Source organism: Desulfobacter sp. (genome assembly GCA_028768545.1).
Classification (GTDB): Bacteria; Desulfobacterota; Desulfobacteria; order Desulfobacterales; family Desulfobacteraceae; genus Desulfobacter.
The window spans coordinates 2296240-2321372 of the sequence record CP054838.1 but is presented as its reverse complement, the minus strand read 5'-3'; the positions used below and the strand labels follow the sequence as shown (position 1 = coordinate 2321372).

Genomic DNA, 25133 nt, shown 5'->3' with positions numbered 1-25133 from the left:
GGCAATTTCCAACAATATCCCATCCTGGGCTTGTCTTAGGCCATGGCCGTTTTTATTGTTTATCTTGCGGCAAGCTGCAGTTTGTATGAGGTATAAAAACAGAACGGCACCGCACCGCTGAGCCCCGGAAGAATCGTCCAGAAAATATTGGGGGTGCCCACCAGGGAGTGCATCAGCACCAGGAGTCCTGCGGCACCGCCCACGGTAAACAGGGTCGGCATGACCAACTGCATCATATGGTTTGCAATCAGGTGGAACATACCGGTGACGATTTTGATCATTACCAGGGTCATGATCATGCTGACGGTTCCCTGGGTCAGCCCTGAAATCAGTCCTGTGACCACACCGGCCGAATAATTTATAAAAAAGGCCCACCCGCCCCAACAGATGAATGCCAGCAGTGCTGCGCTCACATCATATAACCGGCTTGTTTTAGCAGACAAGCCCGTTTGTCGATTAGCGGTCATTTACCCAAACCATCCCCAAAGTCAATTTTTCGCGTCAAAATGAACCCCTATTTCTACCCTTTGAGGTCTGATCAGCATGCCGGTATCAGACCAGCGGTCTCAAGATGCCCACGGGTTCACCATTTTCAGCGCAGATCCCGTTGTATCCTTCGGCCTTGATTTCCCAAGCTCAATAAAGAAAAAGCATCCGCTACCAGCATAAGGCAGACAGACCCCCTGTCCTGTGATCGGTAAATTTTATTAGGACAGGAGGATGCTTTTTGTCAAGAAAATACTGATAACCCCATGAGAACCTAAGGCAATTTTCCCCTAAACAATTTATAACTATCTTTCATTCATAATATCGTTTCATTGTTATTGAGATTTACGGACGACAGGGGTGGTTAATATCAATTTGAGTTTTAAGCTTAAAATTCTCTCTGGACTGTCCCGGTCAGCCACGCCTTGTCTGCCTCCAACAAAAATGCTTAGCATATGCTTTTTGTGAACAAAACAATATTATTTGTTTTTAAATTAATAAAAACGTTACCCCATAGCCCCTTTTGTTTTAAATGTTGAAGACGATTGCCAGTCAAAATAAAACCGCCTTCGGGCAGACCAAAATCAAACCAAAGCGTCTGTTTTGGCGGCCATGGAAAAATCATTTTTATGCAGACCCTTTATTTTGTGGGTTGTCCACAACACTTCCACCCGACCCCAGTCCAGAATCAGGGTTGGATGATGATACTCTGTCTCGGCTAAATCACCGACCTTGTTGACAAAATCCAAGGCCTGTTTAAAATTTTTAAAATGAAATACACGCTTTAGAAACTGGCGTTTCTGTTGATCAACGATTTCCCAATCTGGGATCTGGGATTTGTAGGCATCTATTTCATTTATTGTAGCAACAGGGCCACCTTTTTCGCAGGGCACACATTTGTGCATAGTCAAGCTTTCCATAAGGCTCTCCTTCAAATCAAATTTCGTTCATTCAAATAATATAATCATGTAAACCGTACTGTCATCTTGTCCCAAAAAATCATGTTTCTATCGATCTGAACGCATATTTAACCATCGCTGTGATTTTTAAGAAAAAAACCACGTTATATTTGAACTCGGCGTATGGCTAATGAAATCGCCGGGGGCCACATGGTGATCTTTAAAATTTTGATAATGGCCTGGCATTTTTTCCAACCCAATGCCTGAAATTGCATCTACTGAGTTTATGTTTTTTTTATGTCTCTGGACACTCGCCAGAAAAGATATGCCAGCAGCAGAGCCTGCAACCCAAAAAATATTGAAGTTATGATATTCATGGCCGGGCTTATATTGAGTACAATTTAGACTTCATCTGCAAAAAAATGACGGTTAATGTTCCGCAAAATAAAAAATTCGATAAACCCAATGATAATCAGCTTGTGTTTCATGGGATCACGGGACGCCACCCAGGCCAAATACCCAAGGACAAAGGCGAATGATCCTATTATTCTGATAAAGAAAATGGGGGTGGTGTCCATTCGAGAGTGCCCCCATAAAAAGCAATCGCCGTTTTTTGAAACTCAATTGACACCATCAAGCCAAGGCCAGAAATAAGATGGAATATGGCGATGAAGCCAAGTACTGCCCTGAGTTGATTAATAGAACTGATCATATAAACCGACCTATTTTGGGTTTTGTAACAATTGTAAATATATGGTTACAATTATTTAATAAAATTGTATAGTAAACAGGCATATAATTCTACTGAATCCATATCAGTTGCTCTCGAAATATTCAAAAACGGTTCTGATTTAAATGGTGCCCTCTTTAGCCTTTGTAAACAATTATATGGCGAATTCATCATTTCATTAATCTAAATTAGCAGAGGAGAAATCATGGAAGTTAAAGACTATTGTAAAGCAATGTTGGCTGAAGTGACTGCTTGGAAAGAAAAATTAGAAGCAATGAAAAAGGTTGCAGATACTTATGGGTCTGCAGAAAAAGAAAAAATTTTACCACTCATAGGGCAGCTTGACCAGGAAGTGACTGCGGCTCAGGTTCGCGTTGATCAGCTGGAAAATGAATGTCCATCTGACTGGTCTCCAATGAAAAATGAACTGGATGATCTGTTCGGAACTGTCGGCAGCAGTGTTGACAGGGCCTGGAGAGATCTTGAAGGTGGTAACGTCGGGGGATGAAAAACCTTCAGCGTTTTTTAGTCTGAACTACACGTTAAAGGCCTTAAGTTTATATCAATTGAGGCCTTTTGCAATTTTACGGTTTCATATCCTGCTGCCTGGAAACCATAAATAAAAACGGCCTATTTCCATCTGACTTTGACACACGATGGGCCATCCATAAATTTTGAGGAAAACTGAAAATGAAACTTAAATCTTACTTTGAAAGTACAGGCGGAACAGGTATTTTATCGACTGCAGACAGCAAGGGCCATGTTGATGCGGCTATTTATTCACGGCCTCATTTTATAGAAGATAAGATGGCATTTATCATGCGGGATCGCCTGACCTACCAAAACTTAGAAACCAACCCCCATGCAGTCTATTTATTTATGGAAGATGGGCCGGGGTATCAGGGGAAAAGGATCTATTTGACCAAGGTCAAGCAAGAAAAAAATTCTAAACAAATAAATACTCTTAAACGCAGAAAACGCGATTCAAACCCTGATGAGGATAAATTCCTTGTATTCTTTGAAGTGGATCATGAAAGACCTCTGGTTGGCGATGATCATCGAAAAGAGGGATAAAAAAATGAATGTCCAAGGCCCCCGGATAAAACAACTCAATCAGGCTGAAGTGACTGAGGGTGAATATGTATTGTATTGGATGCAGCAGTCTCAGAGGGCTGAAGACAATCATGCCCTGGAATATGCAATCTGTGAGGCGAACGCCCAGGAAAAAATGGTGGTGGTGGTCTTTGGTTTGACGCAACATTATCCGGACGCCAACCTGAGACATTATACCTTTTTGCTTGAAGGGCTTAAAGAGACAAAAAAGACCCTGGCCCAAAGGGGCATCCGACTGATTTTCAGAATCGGTCATCCGGTAAAGCAGGTTCTGGATATTGGACAGAACGCATCTATGATTGTCTGCGACCGAGGGTACTTAAAGCATCAAAGGAACTGGCGCAAAGAGGTATCGGAAAAGTCAAACTGCCCAGTTGTTCAAGTTGAAACAGATGTTGTGATTCCCATAGAAAAGGTATCAGACAAGGCAGAGTATGCGGCATACACCATACGCCCCAAAATTATTCGGCAGCTGGACAACTACCTCATCCCCATGAATGAGACCGAGGTTAAACTTTCGTCTTTGTATATACCCATAGAGGGGGCGGAACTGGAAAATATAGACTCCATTCTTCGGGATATGAATATTGACAACAGTATTTCACCCGTATCTCCCATTTTCATGGGGGGAACATCTAAAGCAAAAGCGCGGTTTAACTTGTTTTTAGATCACCATTTTTTAAGATATGCAGCTCATCGCAACGAGCCCAAATTTCTGGATATTTCATGCATGAGCCCATATCTTCATTTCGGCCAAATTTCTCCCTTATACCTGGCTTTAAAGATAAAGGCCTGTGAAAAAACAAACGATCAAGCAGAGAAGTCCTACCTGGAAGAGTTGATTGTCAGAAGAGAACTGGCAGCCAATTTTGTTTATTATAATGCAGCATATGATTCTCTGGATTGTCTACCGGCATGGGCAAAAAAAAGTCTGGCAGAACATCAAGGAGATCGCCGCAAATACCTATATTCAAAATCAGAACTTTTAGAATGCCTCACCCATGATGAATACTGGAATGCCGCTATGAAGGAAATGATTGTTTCAGGTTTCATGCATAATTATATGCGAATGTATTGGGGGAAAAAAATTCTGGAATGGAGTCCCATGGGAATGTTCAGAATTCTGTGTCACGGTTTCGGTTCCCGGATCTGCCTCAGCGCCAGCGGAAGTAAAAGTCAGGTCCGAGAATGGGCCTTCAAAGAAAATTGCCAACTGGGAAATTGTCAGTGACCAATTTTGAATCGGCATTGTCCATTTTTTACTGGCGTTCTGGATCCCCATGTAAAGCAGCTTTAACAGGCTGTCCTGGTTCGGGAATGATCCCTTTGTTTTGGTCAGTTTTCGAAACTGTCGATGCACAGCCTCAATGGTATTTGTGGTGTATATTATCCGTCGAATCTCTTCTGGATATTTAAAGAAATGACTGAGGCGTTCCCAGTTGTTCCGCCAGGATTTTATCACAATCGGGTATTTGTCATTCCATTTATTTTCCAAGATATCCAGTTCTTCTTCGGCCAGATCCTTATTGACCGCTTTATAAACACGTTTTAGATCTGCCATAAATTCCTTTTTATTTTTGGAACCAACGTATTTCAATGAATTTCGGATCTGGTGGACTACGCAGAGTTGAACTTCTGTGTCCGGGAATATGGTCTCAATGGCCTCGGGAAAACCTTTTAGACCATCAACACAGGCAATCAGGATATCTTTTACCCCTCGGTTTGAAAGGTCTGTTAACACCTGCAGCCAGAAGTTCGCACCCTCATTCTCGGATATGTACAGCCCAAGAACCTCTTTGCGGCCCTCGATATTCACCCCAAGAATTGTGTAAACGGCTTTGCTGCCGACCTTTCCGTTTTCTCGTACTTTATAATGTATGGCATCAAGCCATACGATTGGGTACACATTTTCCAACGGCCTGGCCTGCCATTCTTTGACGGTATGGATGATTTTATCGGTAATGGTGCTCAGAGTGGCATTTGAAATCTCAAGTCCATAGATTTCCTGTAAATGGGAAGCCATATCATTATAACTCATGCCCAGGCCGTAAAGGGCTATTATCTTTCTTTCAATTTCATCGCTGAGCGTTGTCTGATGTTTTTTGACGATCTGTGGAGAGAAGGTTCCGGCCCTGTCACGCGGGGTTTCCAGCTCAAATTTACCATCCAGGGATTTAATGGTCTTTTTGCTTTTTCCATTACGGCGGTTGGCAGAAACTTCCTGCCCGAGATGGGACTCCAACTCTCCTTCAAGATCAGCTTCAGCAAGATTTTTGATTAATGATGTAAGGACGCCCAAGGCTTTTTTAACCCCTTCATTGATCTCGCGATAATAACCCAGCGTACTTTCCCAACTCATGCCGCCCAACAAACCAATTGTTTTCATGCCTTGTTTTTTAACTCCTGAAAATAATGATGAGCAAATATTTAAACCCTATGAAAGGTTAAGCTGACTTCCGGGCCGATTGCAAGACCCTTTTAAAAAAACCAGCAAAATTCAAAATAAGATGAAAATAAAAAACAGGGTGCAAAATTCATTTTTTTTATCCCCCCCCCCAGGATAAAAAAATTATAAAGATTGACCCGCCCCAAAAAGTGATACCCATAACCAAGACCTGACCCTGGTTTAGTCGAATTTAATAAAACTTGATTTAAAGAAAATTTATGGTGTAAACTTCCCTAATTTTCAAAAATTAAAAAGAGGGGACCCATGTCCTTTGCAGATGATTTCAACGCCTTTACCCAAGCCTTGTCAAACCAGGCGGGTTTTGCTTTAGACGTAGAGAACAATACAACCGCATTTAAATTTAATGATATTGTCGTGGTCTTGGATTTACCGGATGAACATGAACCGTTTTTATACGTCTACACCTGTCTTTTTCCCGTTGAACATAAAGACAGGGCTGTTTTATTTGAAAAACTATTAAGTTACAACATGCCCAACAGCCAAATTCCAGGCACAAACACACCCCAAACAATACCCAGGATTGCCTTTGAAAAAGAGACGGAGCAGGTCTATTGCTGGGATAAATTTGATATTTCCACCCAGGATATGGATTCATTTAAAAGCAGGCTCTCTATTTTTTGTGAAACCTGCATGGCGCTGGTCAATGAATTCAAAAAAGAAACAAAGACCCCAGATACTTCCGATGAACTCATCAAAGAAAGTTATTTAAGAATTTAAAACAAGGACATGTTTTATAATGCCTGAAATTCCAAATATAAGTTCTCCAATCCCCCAAGCAATGCAATTATCAAGTTCAGAGTCAAGAATCTTTGATGTTGCAGGAAAAATTGCAGATGTTCACATTGACAATGATTTTCTTCTGGGAAAAATGGAGCAGGCCCCCAAAAGCCTGTGGACCCGGATCAAGGGAATATTCACCAAACAGGTGGGGCAGATCTCCCAGCAAAATCTGGACTACAGCAAAATGTCCATGGCCAGCTTAAAAAAAGATGCACAACATATTCTGGAACATACAGGCGCACGACCGCCCTCTGAGTACGGCATCGGAAGCTTGTTCACTGAGGCCCTGACCTTGCCCGATCTAACCGGGGAAGATGTCTCAAAAATTGCACTCGACATGGCTCAAAGTACTTTGCGCACGTTTAAAGACAGCAGATTGTCAGGCGATTCTGAAATCACAACCTCTGCCTATGGCATTTTGACATCCATGGACCCGGATGACATCACCTTGCTCATGGCAGGACAGGCCATGGCGGCCCATCCAGACTTGAGTTCAGATGATGCCATGAAATTGGGAAAAGCCCTGTATTGCGGGTTGATTTCAGGCCTCAGCGCAGGCATCACCCCGGAAGTGGCAACAATGTTTTCAGACAATGCCTTTGACTACGGCATGGAATTATCCAATATCCGCTCGGCATTAACCGGTCACCAGGGGGCCATTACCGCCATCAGCAAATCCGTAGAAAACCTTGACAATCCGGATTGGATGGGACTTTTAGGGGAAGTCGGGGATGGGCTGAGGCCCGAGGCCCGAATGGAAATGGGCGATCTTATGACCAAAGAAGTGGCCGCGTCCCAGCAGTCCCTTGATTCGGTCAAGGCAACAATCCAGTCCATACGGGATACCCTGGAGGGCAGCACGAGCATCTCCGACTGCACAAGCGCCCTGGAAAGGCTTGTGCCCTACCAGGATTCAGGCAGTAAAACCCTTGAGGCTGCAGGCCTTTTTGATGAGCATAAAGCAGAGGCGGTTGACGCAGCCAAAACAGCCAACGTCCAGATTCGAGAACAGCTGACCCATTTGCTTGACCTTCGCCTTGACGCTCTGGCGGATGATTTGGAACGTATAAGCACAGACCAGCTTGACCTCAGATTAGGTGAACTGGACTCTGCAAAAACCGGCAGCCTTGCCCACAGAATAACTCATGATCCGTTTTTATCTGATTCACAAAAATTAAATCTTCAGGAAAAAATCAAGGAAATTTCCACCCAGATCCTCACAAGAATGGATGGTATGGATGCCTCATATGCCGCATATGAAATCGGCTTCAACCTGCTCAGGCGAGAGGTGGATACTCTGGATTTAAAAAACCTGGTATCAAGACTTGCACAGCTTGACCAAGACAACCCAGGCAGCCTTGTCCAAAAACTGGCCCGGACCGAGTCCTTGAGTGAAACGGAAAAAGAAGATTTTATCACCTTAATCCAAAGGGTCCGGACAGAACTCACAGACCAGTTTGAACAAAAAACCTGGTCCGGCCTTGACACAGAAGCCAAACAGGCCCTGATGATTCTCGCCTCAAAGGGATTGCTGACAGATGAATTCATCACCCAGGTCAACGGGATGTTCGGAACGATTGACAAGGGGATGATATCCCCCCTTAACACCTTAGAAGGCCAAGCAAGGCAAGTGGTTATCAACATCAGCAAAGGAGAGGAAGCCGACACTCACAGGCTCTTTGGCACCTCATGGGGAAGCAGCCGGGCCGAGACCATCCTCCACGCCTTTGGCCCCGAAGAAATGTCACACGACCAACTGGTCACCGCTGAAACATCATTGTTCAGAGGCAAAGAAGAACTTCTGGCTCATCTTCCAAAACCCATTGCCTCGGGCCTGGGATTTGACACCCAAACCATTGACAGTACAGACACGGCAATACGCTTATCCCAACCCCCTGTAACTGAAATAATTAATGCATTGATCCAGGGACAAGATAGCGCAAATGCCCAGGCAACCCAATTATTGGCAGAACAGAACCTGGCCCTGTATGCCTTAGCCCAGCTCGAGCTGCTCATCGGTACGGCCAGGGGAAGTGATGAAGATTTTGATGCAAAACTCGACAGCTTGCGCTTGACCCTTGGCCTTGAAGAAAAAGAGATCAGACAGGACAGCATTGACACCCTGGCCGCCAAAGGATTTTCCGGAAGCCTGAAACTGGCCCGGGCCATGAAAAGCAGCGATGCACTTGCGGACAATCTGGCCCGCGCCCTGCCACAGACCCTGGAGGCTTTCAGGTCAGGCATGGCCCATCATCCTGACATGGCTTTGGAACTCATGAGCTTAAAAACGGCTGAATTTTTTATCCGCCTTGGAATGGCTGACGGCGACATTGAAGACAGGCGGTTTGATTCTCTGGACTCCTTGAATGTGGGCTTTGGAGACGGGGCAGTAACGACCGTCATCCAGAACAAATTGGAAGCAGACCTGTTAAGAATTGCAAACAACAGGGTGAGCAGCTTGGAATTTTCTGCCGGTTCGGCCAGACTATCCAAATTAGAAACCGCCCTGGCCAATGGGGACCAGGAAGAAGTAACTGCCCTCCTATCAAAGTATAAAAGGCTCAACTGCATGCAAATGGAATTCAAAGCCCTTGCCGGTGCCATTCAGGCAGAAGGCATTAAAACCGGGAATGTCCTTAGCAAGGCAGATATCATCAATAGGATAAAGGCAGACTTTTCAAGTATCTTTCAAGGAGAACCCAGGATTAGCCATGCGGTTTTGGACTGTTTTTTACAGGACTATGAAGATTTAGGCTCCCTTGGCCTTGATGGAGCCAAGGCAAAAATATCTGCTCTTGTCCAGGAAAACTTTGGCGAAACAGTGTTAGACAGCTTCATTAAAAAGGGCTCAACCCCCATAGGGGTAAGAAGCCAATTGTCCGGGGTTTTGTATCATTTAGTGGGCGGGTTAAAGCAAGGTCAGACCATCAGCGCCAGTGTGGGCCGTGAGCATAAAATAGAGATCAAAACCCCTGAATCCGTCTCAGATGCGTTTCTTGGGGGAGTCTCCCTGGAAATGGATTTTGCCCACATGAATGAAGGCACCATGGCCATGAGCAGAATATCCACCCAATCCGAAGGTGTTCTGGATGCTTACAGCTGCTTGGTAAAACCCAGCGCACAAACCAAACTCTCCCTGGAACTTGGCCTTGCAGAAGGGATGCTCTCTTTAGGGGTTGAAGGCTCTGTCATGGAGGCTGACGGGTATATTGCCCGATTTGATTCCACCCGTAAGGAGGCCGGGGGATCCTTATACGGATTTGCCATGGGCTTTGTTGAAGGACGCCCCAGCCTGGACGAGATAGATGAAATTGATTTTATCCTGGATACTGAAGCCACCTTTGGTGCCAAGGCCAGCATCGGCATAGAGGATATAGAATTCAGCGTGCTGGGACAGGAGGGCAGCCTGGACGTCTCTGCCAAAGCCGAGTTTTCCAGGCAGGCAAAAGGGTCCACTTTGATAACATCCTCAGGCAATATTGAACGAACCGGGACCCGGGAATACAAGGTCAGTTTAGGCGGTACCCTGGGCATTGACGACACCCACATAGCCCTTAAGGCCAGGGCAGAATTTGAAACATCCATTGATACCCGGGTGATCACCACCAGGGACGGCAGCGTGGATGAATCCACCCAAAGAATTATCAGCGCCGAACTTGGGGATGATCCCCAAACGGTATTAAAAACCCTGGCAACCCTTGGGGGCGGCACCACGCCTGAACTTGAGGTCTTTTTAAGTTCCCTGGGATCTTTGGGCTCAAAAAAGCCAGAAATAAGGGATACCCAAGAATCCGTTCAGGAAACCTTGAAGGAAAGAATCACCCAGAATCCAAAATCCATCCAGGAAGCCATCACTGCCCTGATGGGAAAAGAAGAGGCCCAAAAATTTACGCCTCTCTTTGACCGGCTGATCCAAAAAACCCCGGAACCCCAGCCGGATGAAACCAAAACCGAGCAAAGGGATGAAACCATACAATCGCTTGTGGGAGAACTGATCTCGTCCCTGGCTCAGGCGGACCCAGGGTCAGTCATGGAAACCTTCGGTGCCTTGACCGAAGAGGTAAAAGAAAGGTTTGGGTTTCTTTTTGAGGCACTCGAAAACAGGCAGTCCAGCGACATCAATCGATCAAAGGAGGCAAAGGCAAGGATTCACTGCTCCATAACCAAAGATGCGGCCCAGGAAATCACCATCCTTCGCAGAAGAGCCAAAGAGCTGTCATCAACAGACGCAGACACCTCAATTGCACTCTTTGACAGGGCAATGGAAATTGAGCAGAGCGGATCAAGCTATGTGCCTGTGGAGGTGATCATAGAACAGCACTCAACAACAAGATCCTCGGAAACGGCAAAACCGCTTTTATTGGTTTATACCCGGACAGATTCTTTGAGTGCGGGGTTTGTGGATCAGACCCAATTTGACTTATTCACCTAAAGCGATTTTAAAAAACCGCTGGAAACAATTTTCGGGGGCTTTTATTCCATTCCATCGGGAGGGGCATCACCTCATTTTTTACTTGCTTTATCCGATCGGGTTTGTTACAAATGCGGGTTATAAATATCTAATATTTAAATCCACAATGAAAGGGGCGATGCTGCTTGAAAGAAATTACGGTCACCGTTATTGATAACGACGTTGAAAAGGCCTTAAGAATTCTGAAGAAAAAGATCCAGAACGATGGACTCTTTAAACGTCTCAAGGTTAAAAAGCACTATGAAAAACCTTGTCAGTACAGAAGACGTAAGATGAGAGAAGCAATGAGAAGACAAAGAATTGCTGCCTCCAGAACTCGCAGAAGACGTAGCTAAAGCACAAAAAAATCGCCCGGTATGTCAGTTTAACTGATATGCCGGGTTTTTTTATGGATAAACAAATGGCCAAGACACCCTATGATCAATGTCTGGATAAAATCTACAAGCTGGGCCGTTTCGGCATCAAGCTTGAACTTGACACCATCCAGAACATCTTAAGATTCCTGAACCACCCCCAGAAAAATTTTGCAACCGTCCATGTGGCCGGTACCAACGGCAAAGGCTCCACCGCCTCTTATATTGCCGCCATTTTGACCCAGGCTGGCTTTAAGACAGGACTTTACACAAGTCCCCATCTAGTCCGGTTCAATGAACGGATCTCTATCAATGGGAACCAGATCTCAGATGAAGAGGTTGTCCTGGCCTATGAGGCAGTCAATGCCGTGGATATCGGCAAACGAAAGGCCACTTTTTTTGAATTTGCCACGGCCATGGCATTTTATCATTTTTCCAAGGAACAGGTGGACTGGGCCGTCATCGAAACCGGTATGGGCGGACGGTTTGACGCCACCAACATTGTCCGGCCCGAGGTGAGTGTAATTACCAATCTGTCCATTGAGCACACCGATTATCTGGGAAATACCATCCAGGATCTGGCAAGGGAAAAAGGCGGGATCATCAAGGCCAAAACCCCTGTGGTAACTGCTGTAACCCAGCCTTCGGGCCTTCGGGTCATCCAGAAAACCGCAGACAAGAATAAGGCGCCTCTGTTTCAGTTTAAAAAAGATTTTTCCCTCCGCAAGACCCCCAGGGAAAAATCTTTTACCTTCCAGGGCATCCATCAGGCGTTCAGACAAATTATAAAACCCCTGCCCGGAGACCACCAGAAGGAAAATCTCTCCCTGGCCCTGGCGGCCTGTGAGTTGATTTTTAAACAAAACGCCAAAAATGACAATCGATATGATCTGTCCGTGGATCTGGTAAGGCAGGGGCTTTCAAACACCCGATGGCCCGGCCGCCTTGAAAAAATATCAGACAAACCTCTGGTGATTCTGGACGGGGCCCATAATCTCAAGGCCGCCCAGGTTCTGGGCAAATATCTTGAAAAAACCCTAGGGTCCAAAACGCTGACCCTGGTGGTGGGTATTTTAGATGACAAACCCTTTGAAAAAATGCTGGCCCATCTGCTTCCCCTGGCCCACCAGGTAATCATTACCAAGGCAAAAATAGACAGAAGCCTTGACCCCCAGGTGCTGGCCTCGACCGTTAAAAAATCTTTCACAGACAAGGTGATGATTATCGAAGATGTGGCCGAGGCAGTATCCCATGCAATTTCAACATGTTCCGACGATGATACCGTCTGTATTGCCGGCTCCTTGTATGTGGCCGGAGAGGCAAAGAGAAAATTTGAACTGGATTTTATTTCATAACATGGTATAAGAGGGACTGATTTTCGCGCCCGTAGTGCAGGGGATAGCACGTCAGCCTCCGAAGCTGAAGATCGCTGGTTCGAATCCAGCCGGGCGTACCACCATAAACTTCATGAACACTTTCCTTAAAACAGGCTTACGCATCGGATTGATCAGTTACCGAAGCAACCCCCACTGCGGTGGACAGGGTGTCTATATCCGCCACCTAAGCCATGCACTCTCAGACCTTGGACACAGGGTTGAAGTCATTGCAGGCCCACCCGACCCCCAGATCAACAACAATGTCAAGCTGACCATGCTTCCGACCCTGGACCTGTACAATTCCGAAGATCCGTTCAGAACCCCGAGGGTTGATGAACTTAGGGATCCTGTCAATCTTCTGGAATGGCTGGACATCTCGGCCATGGGATATTCAGAACCCATGACATTCGGCATGCGGGTGAAGCGGTATATGAAGGGTCAAAGAAACCATCTGGATATCATCCATGACAACCAGAGCCTCTCTTTTGGTCTGCTCTCCCTTGCCAAAGAGATGCCCGTCACCGCCACCATCCACCACCCCATGACCGTGGACCGGCGACTGGCGGTCCAGTCCACCCGATCCTTTATAAAAAAAATCAAGGCCCTAAGGTGGTACTCGTTTATCAGTATGCAAAAAAGGGTGGCCAGACGCCTTTCTGCCATTATCACAGTGTCAGACTCTTCCAAAAAAGATATCTCAAGGGAATTTAAGATCCCGGAATCCAGGTTCAGAACCATCCCCATCGGCATTGACATGGAAAATTTTTTCCCCCTGGACCATATTAAAAAAATTCCGGGCCGCCTCATTGTCACTAATAGTGCGGACACCCCCTTAAAGGGGCTGTACCACCTGCTGTATGCCTTAAAAGGGGTATTGAAAAAACGGAGCGTTTCCCTGACCGTGATCGGCAGTCCCAAAAAAGACGGGGGCATTGAAAACCTGGTTAAAAAACTCGACCTTGGCGCCCACATCGAATTTACCGGAAGAATAGACCACCAGCGGTTTGTCCGGGAATATGCCAAAGCCCAGGTGGCTGTGGTCCCGTCCATGTACGAAGGATTCGGCCTGCCCGTGGGAGAGGCCATGGCCTGCGGCATTCCTGTGATTTCCACCACAGGCGGGGCCCTTCCCGAAGTGGCAGGAGATGCGGCAAAGCTTGTACCGCCCGGAGATGCCAAGGCCCTGGAAACGGCCATTGTCGAACTGCTTGATGACCCAAATCTAAGACACAATCTTGCCCAGAGAGGCTATGAACGTGTGACCTCAGAATTCACCTGGGAAAAAACCGCCATGAGAACCGCTGCCACTTACCAGGAGGTAATTGATGATTACAATGGACTTTAAACGCCTGAACATTGGAGCTGATGACCGGGTGATTGATATCGGCTGCGGTGAGGGCCGCCACACCATCAGGGCCTGCCAGGAAAAAGGGGCGGTCTGCACGGGCGGGGACTTTGGATTTGACAATCTTGTCACCACAAAAGGCAAGCTTGAGTTTCACCAGGAAATTAATGATCTGTCCTGCCGGGAGTGGAACCTTTCCTGCCTGGACATCACAGCCCTTCCCTTTAAAAGTAAAAGCTTTGATGTGGTCATCTGTTCTGAAGTGTTAGAACACATCCCTGATGACGCCAAGGCCATGCAAGAACTTGCAAGAATTGTTAAGCCGGGTAAAACCCTGGCCGTGAGTGTGCCCAGGGCCTGGCCCGAAAAAATCTGCTGGCAGCTTTCAGACGAATATTTCAACGCCAATATGGGCCATGTGAGAATTTACAAAAAAGATGAGATTATCGAAAGAATAAAGGCTAACGGATTTAAATTTAAAGGGTATCATTTTGCCCATTCCATCCACTCGCCCTATTGGTGGCTCAAGTGCCTGGTCGGTCCCAATCGAACAGATTCCTTGCCCGTGAACCTTTATCACAGACTTCTGGTCTGGGATCTTATGAAAAAACCTAAAATCACCGCCTGGGTGGATCAATTGCTCAACCCGGTTCTGGGCAAAAGCCTGGTACTGTATTTTCAGAAAAATTAAGGATCATTTTTATAATCTGAACGAAATTGCCCGGCAACTGGCCGATCTACCGTGTTGCACCCAGGGCCTGTTAACCTGAAAATTTTTCAGATCTATTTCATCCATAGGTTTAAATCCTCTAAAAAAGCATTATATTCACTTAAACTCCAAAATCCGAGAGGAGATTATGCGCTTTTTTTTGATCATACTCATTTTAATCCCACTGGTATCGGCCTGTGCCACCGCCCCAAAAACCATCATGCGCAATGATCCTTTGATCGGAAAAATTGTGAACAGCTCCACCCAAAAGTTGGTTGATTTCACAAGCCTGATGGCCGCCTTAGAGCCCTATGATGTGATCTATATCTCAGAAAAACACGACAACCCCATGCACCATGATATCCAGCACCGGATCATCCAGCACCTGGTGGATAGGGGGAAATCTCCTACCATTGGATTTGAATTTTTTTCAGTTTATGACACCCCTCTTCTTTTAAACCTTGGGGATGCACAAAAGGCAGGGCACCAGTTGAAATCAGACACGGCCCTTGAAACAAAAATGAGAAAAAACCTAGGATGGGCAAACCAGTCAGACCGAATGTGGGCCTATTATTGGAATCTTCTGTCCCTGGCAGGCGAAAACAATCTTCAGGCCACAGGACTGGATATCTCGTCTGCCCAGAAAAGACGGATTACCCGAAAGGGACTGGCAGGGCTGACCCGTATTGAACAAAAACGGTTGTTTTCCACAAAATTAGACGATCCTGCCTATGAGGCCCATATGAAATCCATATTCAAGGCGGTCCACTGCGGAATGAACCACGGTAAAATGACAGAGAGGCTCTATGACACCTGGACGGCAAGAAATGATCAAATGGCCCTGTCCATTGTCGAGCTCCACGAATCAGGCCGGAATAGAAAGCCCTCAGGTCCTGTGGTGGTCATCATGGGAAACGGCCATACCGAATACGGGCTTGGGGTAATCGACCGCGTCCGCCACCTGGCCCCTGGCATTTCCCAGGTCAACCTGGCCATGACGGAAATATCAAGAAAACCTGCCGTTCTTGACGAGTACCTGGACCCTCTGGAACTTAAAGGGTTTGCGCCCGTACCCCCTGCTGATTTTCTATGGTTTACCCAGCGGGTAAGCTACGAAGATCCCTGTGAAAAATTTAAGGCTGCCTTGAAAAAAATGAAAGGGCTGCCTCCGGCAAAATCCCAGGAATAAGGTGTTTTTTCAGGTCTGACCTTCAGGTTATGAAAGCAACAGCCTCACCCGATCATATAGGTTGCCGTGCCCGTTGCAATCCTGATGTCAGTATCATTGAACAGATCTATTTTGGATACCACAACTCGGGAGCCTGCCCGGATAAGGCGGCTTTTGCACTCAAAGGAATCCCCTTTTCCCGGCCTTAAATAATCCACCCGCATATCAATGGTGGCAGAGGCCACAAGCTTTGCCTGGATTTCATCGAGGCTTGCGCCCTCATTACCTTTAACACAGGAAAGCAAGGCGCTTAATCCCCCTGTAAGATCAATCACCGAAGCGGTGACCCCGCCGTGGAGAATACCTGCGGCAGAATTTCCGATCAGTTCGGGTTTCATGGGAAAAGAGGTCAGGGCCTGCCCGGTTTCATAGTCCAGATGATCGATGGAGATTCCAAGGACCTTGTTAAAGGGCAGCCATTCAAGGTAATAGTGTTTTATGGTGTCCAAAAGATTGTCGAGCATGGGGCTCCTTCATTTCAATGGTTTTTCTGTTTGAGTACCCCCAGGGTATGGGTCATCTCAAGGATTTCGTACCGGCCTGTGGATATGGCCGCTTCATAGACCTGCCTGGGCGGCTGACCGCCCTTGTCAGGATCAAAAAAGATATCATGAATCACCAGAAACCCGCCCGGCATCAGATGGGGGGACCAGGTGAGAAAATCCGTATGGGCAGCTTCAAAGGAATGACCGCCGTCAATAAAAACCATGGCAAGACCGGTCTGCCACATTCGTCCTGCCACCGCTGACGTCGACACAATGGGAACCACGGTTTCCTCTAATCCTGCCTGTTTCAACGTCTGGCGGAACAAGGGAAAGGTGTTGATCCCCCCTGTATTTTTGTCATAAAGATCCGGGTCAAAGTATTCTTCTTTGGGCTGCTGCTCTTCCGAGCCCCTGTGGTGGTCAATGGAATACAAAATGCTTTTATTTTCCTTGCAGGCCTGGCCGATAATGGCAGCAGACCGTCCGCAATAGGACCCGATTTCAAGCAAGGGTCCCATGGCAGAAGCCTGCCTGGAAATTTCAAACAGCCGAACCACCTCCTGGTCATCCATAAACCCTTTGATGGTATTTAAAAATTGAAAATCAATTTTGTTCATGGTCATAGCTTTTCACCAAAATTTCACGGGGTTTTGACCCCATCTGGGGGCCGACAATACCTTCATGCTCCATTATCTCAATCAGCCTTGCCGCCCTGTTATAACCGATGCGCAATCTGCGCTGGACATAGGAAATTGACGCCTGGCGGTCTTTGGTGACCAGGGCCACAGCCTCATCATATTTGGCGTCGTAATCGGCGTCGTCAAAACTTTTTTCATCATCTGAGGTCTCGCCCTGAACAACCTCTTCGTTGTAGTCAGGCTTACGCTGGCCCTTTAAAAATCCTGTGATCCGCCCGATTTCCTTTTCAGAAATATAGGCCCCCTGGATGCGCATCAGCTTGCCTGTGCCCGGGGGACAAAAGAGCATGTCTCCATTGCCAAGAAGGCTTTCAGCCCCGCCCTGGTCAATGATGATCCTGCCGTCGATTTTTGACGAGACCTGGAAAGAGATCCGTGTGGGAAAATTGGCCTTGATGGTGCCGGTGAGCACATCGGCAGAGGGTCTCTGGGTGGCAATAATCAAATGAATGCCTGCCGCCCTGGCCATCTGGGCCAGACGGGTCAAGGCATACTCCACATCCTTGGATGCCACCATCATCAAATCCCCAAGCTCATCCACGATAACAACAATATAGGACAGGATTTCAAGGGGCTGGGCCTCAGCGTCCTGGGTACCGGAGGCGAGATCTCCCTGCTCTTTGACCATTTCATTGTACTGGACAATATTTCTCAGCCCGGAAAGTTCTAAAAGCTCATACCGGCGCTCCATCTCTTTGACCGCCCAGAACAATGCATTGGTGGCTTTTTTCATATCCGTCACCACCGGGGTGATGAGATGGGGAATATCATTGTACACCGAAAGCTCGATCCTTTTAGGATCCACCATGATCAGCTTGACCTCATCAGGGGTGGCTTTGTACAATAGACTGATGATCATGGAATTGAGCCCCACACTCTTGCCCGTGCCTGTGGCCCCTGCAATGAGCAGATGGGGCATTTTGTCCATGGTGGTGGCCACGGGCTGTCCCAGAAGATCCTTGCCCAGGCCCAAAGTCAAAAGGGAGGAGGACCGGACAAACTCTTTGGATGAAACCATCTCCCTCAGGTTGACCTGTTCTCTTTGTTCATTGGGGATTTCAATGCCCACCACATCCCTGCCCGGGATGGGAGCAACAATCCGGATGGAAATGGCTGACAGGGCCAGGGCCAGATCATCGGAAAGTCCCACGATTTTGGAAAGCTTGATCCCGGGTGCAGGCTTGTATTCAAAGGTGGTGATCACGGGTCCTGGAAGAATTTCCGCCACCTCGCCTCGGACATTGAAATCTTTGAGTTTGCCTTCAAGTATCCTGGCCTTGTCCTGAAGGCCCTGGGCGTCAATCTGACGCCTGATCTTGGGTTTTTCGTCCAGAAACGAAAGCTTGGGCAGGATAAAATCCGGCTGTTCCCGGATATCCTGAATCAGAGGGTCTGGGGTATATTCTTTTTCATCGGTTTCAACTTCCACAATATTCGGTGCAAACAGTGCATCCAGATCCAGGCTCTCGGACTCGGTCCCAGGGGGTTGTACAACCACAACCGGCATCTTCTGAGGATGAGATTCCGGTTCAGGCTCAATCTCAATTTCCCTGGGCAGGGCAGCCATCTTTTCGATCTTTTCGGCCCGCTCAAGTCTTGCCTCTTTCCTTGCCGCCTTAAACCGGGCCGCCCTTTTTTTGGCATATTCCCACCCCTCGATAAGGTCCCGGTAAATGGTCTGGCCAAAGGAAACTGTTTGTTTTCTCAGGACAAGGCCAATGGTTTTAATGGAAATACCCGTGGCCAGGGTAAATCCGATGACCACAAAAAAGGAAAGAATGATCACGCACCCGGTAATATTGGCGTATTTTAAAAGAAATGCCGTCAGTCCTTGACCCAGGATACCGCCGGCAGGAATCAGGGTATTTGAAAAATGATAGGCATCTTTAAACAGATAAAATATTGCCCCTGTTGCGACCATTAAAATCAATCCGCCCCCAAGGGTCAGCCAAACCACTTTTAAAGATTTTTCTTTAAGATACCACAGGCCGAGCAAAGAGAGAACCAGGGGAATCCACAGGGCGCCGATACCGAAAAAATAGACAAAAAAACCGGCCACATGGGCCCCGACCAGGCCGAAGAGATTGTGAACCTTGTCCGGTACAGTATAAAAATGGTTCCCCACGCAGGGGTCTGCCCCATGGAATGAAAAAAGGCTGACTGCCGTCAGGATGATAAAAAAGAAAAGTGAAATGCCGTATAATTCTTTTTTCATACTTCAATAATAATGGGTACGATCAAGGGTCTGCGGTTGATGGCAAAGGCAAAGAACTGCTTTAAGGCCCGCTGGAGTTTTTTGCGGATCAATTCCACTCTGGACTCCAAACCAGCCTCGATTTCCTCTACAATTTCAAGAATCACACATTGGGCGTCATCCACCAGGTATCCGGTTGCCGAATCAAAGACAAACCCCTTGGAAACCAGTTCGGGCCCGTAGAGAACGCCCCCTGTTTCTTCGTCAATGATCATGGTGACCACCACAAGGCCGCCTTCTGAAAGCTCCCTGCGCTCTTTTAATACGGACCGTCCCACATCGCCGATGCCCTTGCCGTCCACAAGAACCCTTCCTGTTGTGACTTTGCCGTCGATACGGCCGCCCTTCTCCTGATCAAAGGCAATCACCAGCCCGTCCTCGGCCACAATCACATTATCCCTGTCCAGGCCCAGCTTTTCGGCAAGTCTTGCATGGACGACCAGATGCCGGTACTCTCCGTGGATGGGAATAAAATATTCAGGCTTGGTCAAATTGATCATGAGCTTGAGCTCTTCCTGGTGTGCATGACCAGAGGCATGGATCTGAGCGATCTTTGAATAGACCACTTCAGCCCCCCTGCGGTAAAGCTTGTTAATAATATTGGCAATGGCCTTTTCATTGCCCGGGATGTATTTGGACGAAAGGATGACCGTATCCCCTTGGCGGATATTAATGTGCTTGTGCATGCCTGAAGCCATCCGGGCCAGGGCAGACATGGGCTCTCCCTGGCTGCCCGTGGTAATGATCACCACCTCTTGGGCCGGCAGTTTGTGGATCTGTTTGATATCCACAATCAAGCCTGGCGGACAGGTAATATACCCCAGGCGAATGGCAACAGAGGTAATCTGCTCCATGGTTCGCCCGTTAAAGATGACTTTACGGTTATTGCGCCTTGCAATGTCAATCACCTGCTGGATACGAAATACATTTGAAGCAAAAAGGGCCACAAGCACCCTGCCCGGGGCGACTGCAATCAATTTGCCCAGATTTTTGGCCACCTCCTGCTCGGACATGGTATACCCTTCCACCTCAACATTGGTGGAATCGGACATCAGGGCCAGGACCCCCTGCTCTCCAAACCTTGCAAAGCTTGAAATATCCGTATTTTTCATCTTGTCGGCAGAATGGGAAATCCTGAAATCTCCGGTATGGACCACCACCCCTTCAGGGGTGGTAATGGCCAGGCCCACCCCGTCAATGGTCGAATGACTCACCCGTATAAATTCAATTTCAAAGGGCTCAATGGACAACACTTCACCCGGATGGACCAGATTCAGGTCAATATAGGTATTGAGTTCAAACTCCACAAGTTTATTTCTGACAATTTCCAGGGTAAAGGGGGTGCCGTAAACCGGCAGACGGATCTCCCGGAGAAGATAGGGCAATGCCCCGATATGATCTTCGTGGGCGTGGGTGAGGATGATGCCCTCAATTTTGTCCCGGTTTTCCCTTAAATAATCCATGGCAGGAATGACAATATCCACACCCAGCATATAATCTTCGGGAAACATGAGACCTGCGTCAATGATGAACATAACATCACCGTATTCCACCACCATCATGTTCAGGCCGATTTCACCCAGGCCCCCCAAGGGTATAATCTTAAGCATAAATATTTTCCAGACCCAGTATCAAATGCAGATGGAAAGATGCGCCATAAGGGCATCGGTCCAATCGATCAGCCAGTCCCGCTGTTCTTTGGTGGCATATCCCATGCAGTCACATTTAATATTGGTTTTAATTCTCACCAGCAGTTCACAAGATAAATAGGATTCTTCCAGCATCAGGGCAAAGACATGGGGACCGCAGTCCCGATGGTCTGCCTGGACAGGGGTGAGACATTCCCGGTCCAGTTCAAGCCAATAGATCCCTCCGACGGGAGCGCAATCCAGGTGTGCGTCCAGATATTCCTTGAGTGCAGTATAATTTTGAAGCGTCAATCCGTCGATTACATATTGTTTCATAAGTCATTTAATTAGCATAGATCTATTGTACTATGCAACCTGAACTATAATAGTACTTGGATGTAGACTTGCCATCTGCCGCGTTGCTGCAAAATTTTAAAATCCTCATGTACAAGAGTACACTCCGGTTTCAAAATTTCTTGCGCCTTACACATGGGCAAATCTACATCCAAGTTGAATTTTTCGATACCTCATTTTACAAGGTAAAGATTTTTGAGACCTGACTCCAAGATTTCAATCTTGGGCTAATGCTGCCCGGACCGTTTCCAAAGGGCCAGAAAATTGCCCCCGAGAACCAGCCCAAGACCTGTGATTCCGGAAAGGGTCCAGGCATAATTTTCCACAAAAGACGAAATCACCAAGGCCACCACCGGAACCACCATGATGGCATAGGAGGCCTTATCCGGCCCAAGGGAGCCCACCAGGGTAAGATATGTACCAAAGGCCACAATGGAGCCAAACACAGACAAAAAGACCAGGGAGGTCGTATAGGAAAGGGAAAAAGAAACCCCAAAGTCCTTTCCCAGACACAGGGCAATAAGGGTCAGGGTCAGTGTACCGTAAGTCATGCCAAAGGCATTGGCCTGGATAATGGGAATCTTTTCACGGGTATTCCTGGCCGAGACAATATTGCCAAAGGAACTCAAAAGGACAGACGCCACACCCAGACCGATTCCGGTCATCCCCTTATCTCCAGGTGAAAACCCTTGAATTTCTGGCATGAAGATCAGGCAAATGCCCAAGATACCGGCCAGGGCACCGGCCACCATTTTCAAATCAATCGCAGCCCCTAAAAAAAGAGCATTGTTGGCAATATTAAAAAAAATAAGAGATGAAAATATCACGGCCATCAACCCGGAGGTCAGATGGGCCTCGGCCCGGTAAATCAGCCAATAATTCATGGAAAACAAAAAAAATCCCACCATTGCCATGAAAAAATGCTCTTTAAATGAAAAGCGCAAGGTCAACCTGCGAATCCTGCAGAAAAAAAGCAGCAGCGCCCCTGCCAGGCCAAACCGGTAAATCACTGAAACCATGGGATCCACCTGGCCCAGCTGAAACTTGATTGCAATCCAGGTGGATCCCCAGATCAATACGGTAACCGCATACAAAAATACCTGTTTCATTATCCTGCCTTTTTAAATATTGCCAATTTAAAAGACTTATACTATTTATCAAAAGATAAACAGTTACAAAAGATCGAAACATCAACCATAACAGATGAGCAGACCATGACCTCCCAGACCAACTTCAGATACGTGGCCCTGGCCGATGAAATCCAGGCAGACATCATGACCGGGCAGTTCAGGCCCGGAGAAAAGCTGCCCTCTCTTCGAAAACTTCACCACCAGCTGGGCCTGAGCGTTTCCACCATCCACCAGGCCTATATTGAGCTTGAAAAACGGGGCCGGGTCCATGCCAGGGAAAAATCAGGCTTTTATGTAAGACCTTTGGTTGCAAACCCCTTACCCCTGCCCGGGAGGGATGAAACCACGGCCCTGCCGAGCCGGGTCAAAATCAATGACCTGGCCGAAACCATACTCACGGATCTCCAGGCAGATAATATGCTTCAGCTGGGCGCGGCGGTGGCATCAAAGGAGCTCATGCCCGTCAAACAGTTGTCCAGAATCCTCAAATCCATGTCCATGGATGATTTGGAAACGGCCATGGTCAGCTATGATACCTGCATGGGCAGCCTGGATCTGCGCAATGCTCTGGCCAAGCAGATGCTGGGCCATGCCTGTAAAGTCTTTGCCCATGACATCATCACCACCAATGGTTGCCTAGAAGCGGTCAGCCTCTGTTTGAGGGCTGTGGCAAACCCCGGAGACACCATCCTGGTGGAATCTCCGGTATTCCATTGCTTTTTACAGCTTATCGAAGATCTGAACATGTATATCATAGAGCTGCCTGGAGACCCGGACCGTGGAATGGATCCCCATGCATTTGAAGCCATTGTTGCCTCAAACGACATCCGCGCCTGCCTGCTCAACACCAACTTCCAGAATCCGCTCGGATCTGTGATGTCGCCTGAAAACAGAAAATCGGTGTTGGATATTGCCCATGCCAATGACCTTCCCATCATTGAAGATGATATTTACGGAGATCTCTTTTTTGGAAAGACCCGGCCCGGAACATTTAAAAGTATTGATGAAAAGGGACTGGTGCTCTATTGCTCATCATTCTCCAAAACCCTGGCCCCGGGGCTGCGCGCAGGATGGACCATTCCCGGCAAATTCAAGGAAAAAATCATCCGCCTCAAACTCAACACCCAGCTGGCCTGCCCCAGCATCAATCACAAGGTGGCTGCCATATTTCTGGAAAGCGGTGCCTATGACAGGCATCTGCGGCGCCTTAGAAACCAAATCAAAAACCAGGCCTCATTTTTTGCCATTGCCATTGCAAATCACTTTCCCAAAGATACCCGGCTGACATTTCCCAGAGGGGGGATGATGATCTGGATCGAACTGAACCAGGCCATTGATACCATGAATATCTACCAAAAAGCCCGGCGTCGGGACATCTCCATTTTGCCGGGACGGCTCTGCTCTTCGTCTGACCGGTACAAACACTGTCTGCGCCTCAACTGCGGCATTCAATGGCAGCCTGCCCTTGAAAAGGGAATCGCCCTTCTGGGTCAATTGATAAAAGAAGAATACAAGGAAAAAGACCTGATCTGATTTGCCGACAGCAAATTAGGGTTGACAATTGGCAAAAATGAACGCATATTTTGCGAAGTGTTAATGGTTAAACCATTGAAAAAATCAGGAGCTTAACATGCTAAATAAAATTATCAGTCAGGTCCTTCCATATTTTCCCCAAAAATTTATCTGGCAGTTTTCCAAAAATTATATTGCCGGTGAAACCACCCAGGAAGCCATTTGTGCATCCAAAACCCTTAACCGGGAAAAAACAATGGTCACCCTTGATATCCTGGGAGAATTCATTGAAAACATGGACCAGGCAAGGGACAACCGGGATGAATACCTGGACCTTATTCAAACGGTTGAACAGACTGAAGTAATAGGTAATTACTCTGTCAAACCAACCATGTTCGGCCTGCTTCTGGACAGGGAAAAATGCTATGAATACATTCGGGAACTTGTGGCCAAAGCCGCATCCTTTAATAATTTCATCCGCATTGATATGGAAAATTCCCCCTGTGTTGACGATTCCATAGAGATATTCAGGCGCTTGAAAAATGAATTTCCCCAAAATGTAGGCCTTGTACTCCAGGCTTATCTCAAACGGACCTTGGGGGATATTGAGGCCATGCTGGACCTGAGATCAGATACCGCCCCCTTAAACTTCAGGCTCTGCAAAGGAATCTATGTAGAACCTGCCGCCATTGCCTATAAAGACTACCATGAAATCAATGCCCATTATCTTGAAGACCTTGAGTTCATGTTTAAAAATAAGGTGTATCCTGCCATTGCCACCCATGATCGGCCATTGATCCAGGGGGCACTTGAGTTGATTGACAAGTACAATGTTCCCAAAGAAAATTACGAATTCCAGATGCTCTACGGGGTCACACCCAAACAGAGGAAAAAACTTGCAGATGCAGGCCACCCGGTCCGGGTATATGTCCCCTTTGGTGCCCATTGGTTTGGATATTCCACCCGACGGCTCAAAGAAAACCCGGCCATGGTCAACCATATTATCAAAGCAATGCTGGGCAGAGGTTAACCCGAATTAAAAGGCTTGGATTCCGGCCAAAAAAACAAAGATATTTTCCACCCAGAAAAATATGGACTTTTGATCACTTCGGTGG

The 25133-nt window shown here is 47.2% G+C and carries 21 protein-coding genes and 1 tRNA gene; 13 read left to right on the top strand and 9 right to left on the bottom strand.

Features of this window, described 5'->3' with window-relative positions:
* Nucleotides 1-59: 59 nt before the first annotated feature.
* From HUN05_11100 to HUN05_11090, 3 genes are all read right to left on the bottom strand, one after another.
* Nucleotides 60-467 (bottom strand): hypothetical protein, encoded by a 408-nt coding sequence (locus HUN05_11100; GenBank protein ID WDP85609.1) that lies wholly within the window; start codon nt 465-467, stop codon nt 60-62.
* 603 nt (nt 468-1070) lie between these two features.
* The gene (locus HUN05_11095; GenBank protein WDP85608.1) at nt 1071-1406 is read right to left on the bottom strand and encodes a 4a-hydroxytetrahydrobiopterin dehydratase; all 336 of its coding nucleotides are present in this window, start codon (nt 1404-1406) and stop codon (nt 1071-1073) included.
* Between the two features lie 380 nt (nt 1407-1786).
* Entirely contained in the window at nt 1787-1963 is a 177-nt protein-coding gene (locus HUN05_11090; protein WDP85607.1) for a hypothetical protein, read from the bottom strand.
* Nucleotides 1964-2320: 357 nt separating this feature from the next.
* On the opposite strand from HUN05_11090, the gene HUN05_11085 reads away from it, so the two are divergent.
* The 11 genes from HUN05_11085 (at nt 2321) to HUN05_11035 (ending at nt 15918) form a co-directional block, all read left to right on the top strand.
* A complete protein-coding gene (locus HUN05_11085; protein WDP85606.1) occupies nt 2321-2623 on the top strand; it encodes a hypothetical protein in 303 nt (100 codons plus the stop codon).
* A 182-nt stretch (nt 2624-2805) separates the two neighbouring features.
* Nucleotides 2806-3189 carry a pyridoxamine 5'-phosphate oxidase family protein gene (locus HUN05_11080; GenBank protein ID WDP85605.1) on the top strand — a complete coding sequence of 128 codons (384 nt, stop codon included), beginning with the start codon at nt 2806-2808 and terminating at the stop codon, nt 3187-3189.
* Nucleotides 3190-3193: 4 nt separating this feature from the next.
* Nucleotides 3194-4459, top strand: a complete 1266-nt coding sequence (locus HUN05_11075; GenBank protein ID WDP85604.1) for a deoxyribodipyrimidine photo-lyase — start codon at nt 3194-3196, stop codon at nt 4457-4459.
* Between the two features lie 1479 nt (nt 4460-5938).
* Nucleotides 5939-6412, top strand: coding sequence for a hypothetical protein (locus HUN05_11070; GenBank protein WDP85603.1), 474 nt, complete (start codon nt 5939-5941; stop codon nt 6410-6412).
* A 19-nt stretch (nt 6413-6431) separates the two neighbouring features.
* Nucleotides 6432-10907, top strand: a complete 4476-nt coding sequence (locus tag HUN05_11065; protein WDP85602.1) for a hypothetical protein — start codon at nt 6432-6434, stop codon at nt 10905-10907.
* Between the two features lie 164 nt (nt 10908-11071).
* Nucleotides 11072-11281: a 30S ribosomal protein S21 gene (gene rpsU / locus HUN05_11060; GenBank protein ID WDP85601.1), complete on the top strand. Its 210-nt coding sequence runs from the start codon at nt 11072-11074 to the stop codon at nt 11279-11281.
* 65 nt (nt 11282-11346) lie between these two features.
* A complete protein-coding gene (locus tag HUN05_11055) occupies nt 11347-12654 on the top strand; it encodes a bifunctional folylpolyglutamate synthase/dihydrofolate synthase (GenBank protein ID WDP85600.1) in 1308 nt (435 codons plus the stop codon).
* Between the two features lie 25 nt (nt 12655-12679).
* Nucleotides 12680-12755 (top strand) — tRNA-Arg (locus tag HUN05_11050).
* An 11-nt stretch (nt 12756-12766) separates the two neighbouring features.
* Nucleotides 12767-14020 carry a glycosyltransferase family 4 protein gene (locus HUN05_11045; GenBank protein WDP85599.1) on the top strand — a complete coding sequence of 418 codons (1254 nt, stop codon included), beginning with the start codon at nt 12767-12769 and terminating at the stop codon, nt 14018-14020.
* Entirely contained in the window at nt 14001-14711 is a 711-nt protein-coding gene (locus tag HUN05_11040) for a class I SAM-dependent methyltransferase (protein ID WDP85598.1), read from the top strand. The genes HUN05_11045 and HUN05_11040 overlap by 20 nt, the downstream gene beginning before the upstream one ends.
* Before the next feature lie 166 nt (nt 14712-14877).
* Entirely contained in the window at nt 14878-15918 is a 1041-nt protein-coding gene (locus tag HUN05_11035; GenBank protein ID WDP85597.1) for a ChaN family lipoprotein, read from the top strand.
* Between the two features lie 44 nt (nt 15919-15962).
* Here HUN05_11035 and HUN05_11030 read toward each other — a convergent pair whose 3' ends face one another.
* The 6 genes from HUN05_11030 to HUN05_11005 form a co-directional block, all read right to left on the bottom strand.
* On the bottom strand, nt 15963-16421 hold the full coding sequence (locus tag HUN05_11030; protein ID WDP85596.1) for a thioesterase family protein: 459 nt from the start codon (nt 16419-16421) through the stop codon (nt 15963-15965).
* A 14-nt stretch (nt 16422-16435) separates the two neighbouring features.
* On the bottom strand, nt 16436-17059 hold the full coding sequence (locus HUN05_11025; protein ID WDP88029.1) for a class I SAM-dependent methyltransferase: 624 nt from the start codon (nt 17057-17059) through the stop codon (nt 16436-16438).
* Nucleotides 17046-19355 carry a DNA translocase FtsK 4TM domain-containing protein gene (locus HUN05_11020; GenBank protein ID WDP85595.1) on the bottom strand — a complete coding sequence of 770 codons (2310 nt, stop codon included), beginning with the start codon at nt 19353-19355 and terminating at the stop codon, nt 17046-17048. Before HUN05_11020 ends, HUN05_11025 begins: the two co-directional genes overlap by 14 nt.
* Nucleotides 19352-21004 carry a ribonuclease J gene (locus HUN05_11015; protein ID WDP85594.1) on the bottom strand — a complete coding sequence of 551 codons (1653 nt, stop codon included), beginning with the start codon at nt 21002-21004 and terminating at the stop codon, nt 19352-19354. Before HUN05_11015 ends, HUN05_11020 begins: the two co-directional genes overlap by 4 nt.
* A 21-nt stretch (nt 21005-21025) precedes the next feature.
* A complete protein-coding gene (locus tag HUN05_11010) occupies nt 21026-21358 on the bottom strand; it encodes a hypothetical protein (GenBank protein ID WDP85593.1) in 333 nt (110 codons plus the stop codon).
* A gap of 245 nt (nt 21359-21603) precedes the next feature.
* Nucleotides 21604-22485 (bottom strand): DMT family transporter, encoded by an 882-nt coding sequence (locus HUN05_11005; GenBank protein WDP85592.1) that lies wholly within the window; start codon nt 22483-22485, stop codon nt 21604-21606.
* A gap of 105 nt (nt 22486-22590) precedes the next feature.
* On the opposite strand from HUN05_11005, the gene HUN05_11000 reads away from it, so the two are divergent.
* Both HUN05_11000 and HUN05_10995 read left to right on the top strand, forming a co-directional pair.
* On the top strand, nt 22591-24039 hold the full coding sequence (locus HUN05_11000; GenBank protein WDP85591.1) for a PLP-dependent aminotransferase family protein: 1449 nt from the start codon (nt 22591-22593) through the stop codon (nt 24037-24039).
* 97 nt (nt 24040-24136) lie between these two features.
* Nucleotides 24137-25048 (top strand): proline dehydrogenase family protein, encoded by a 912-nt coding sequence (locus tag HUN05_10995; GenBank protein WDP85590.1) that lies wholly within the window; start codon nt 24137-24139, stop codon nt 25046-25048.
* The last annotated feature ends 85 nt before the right edge of the window (nt 25049-25133 follow it).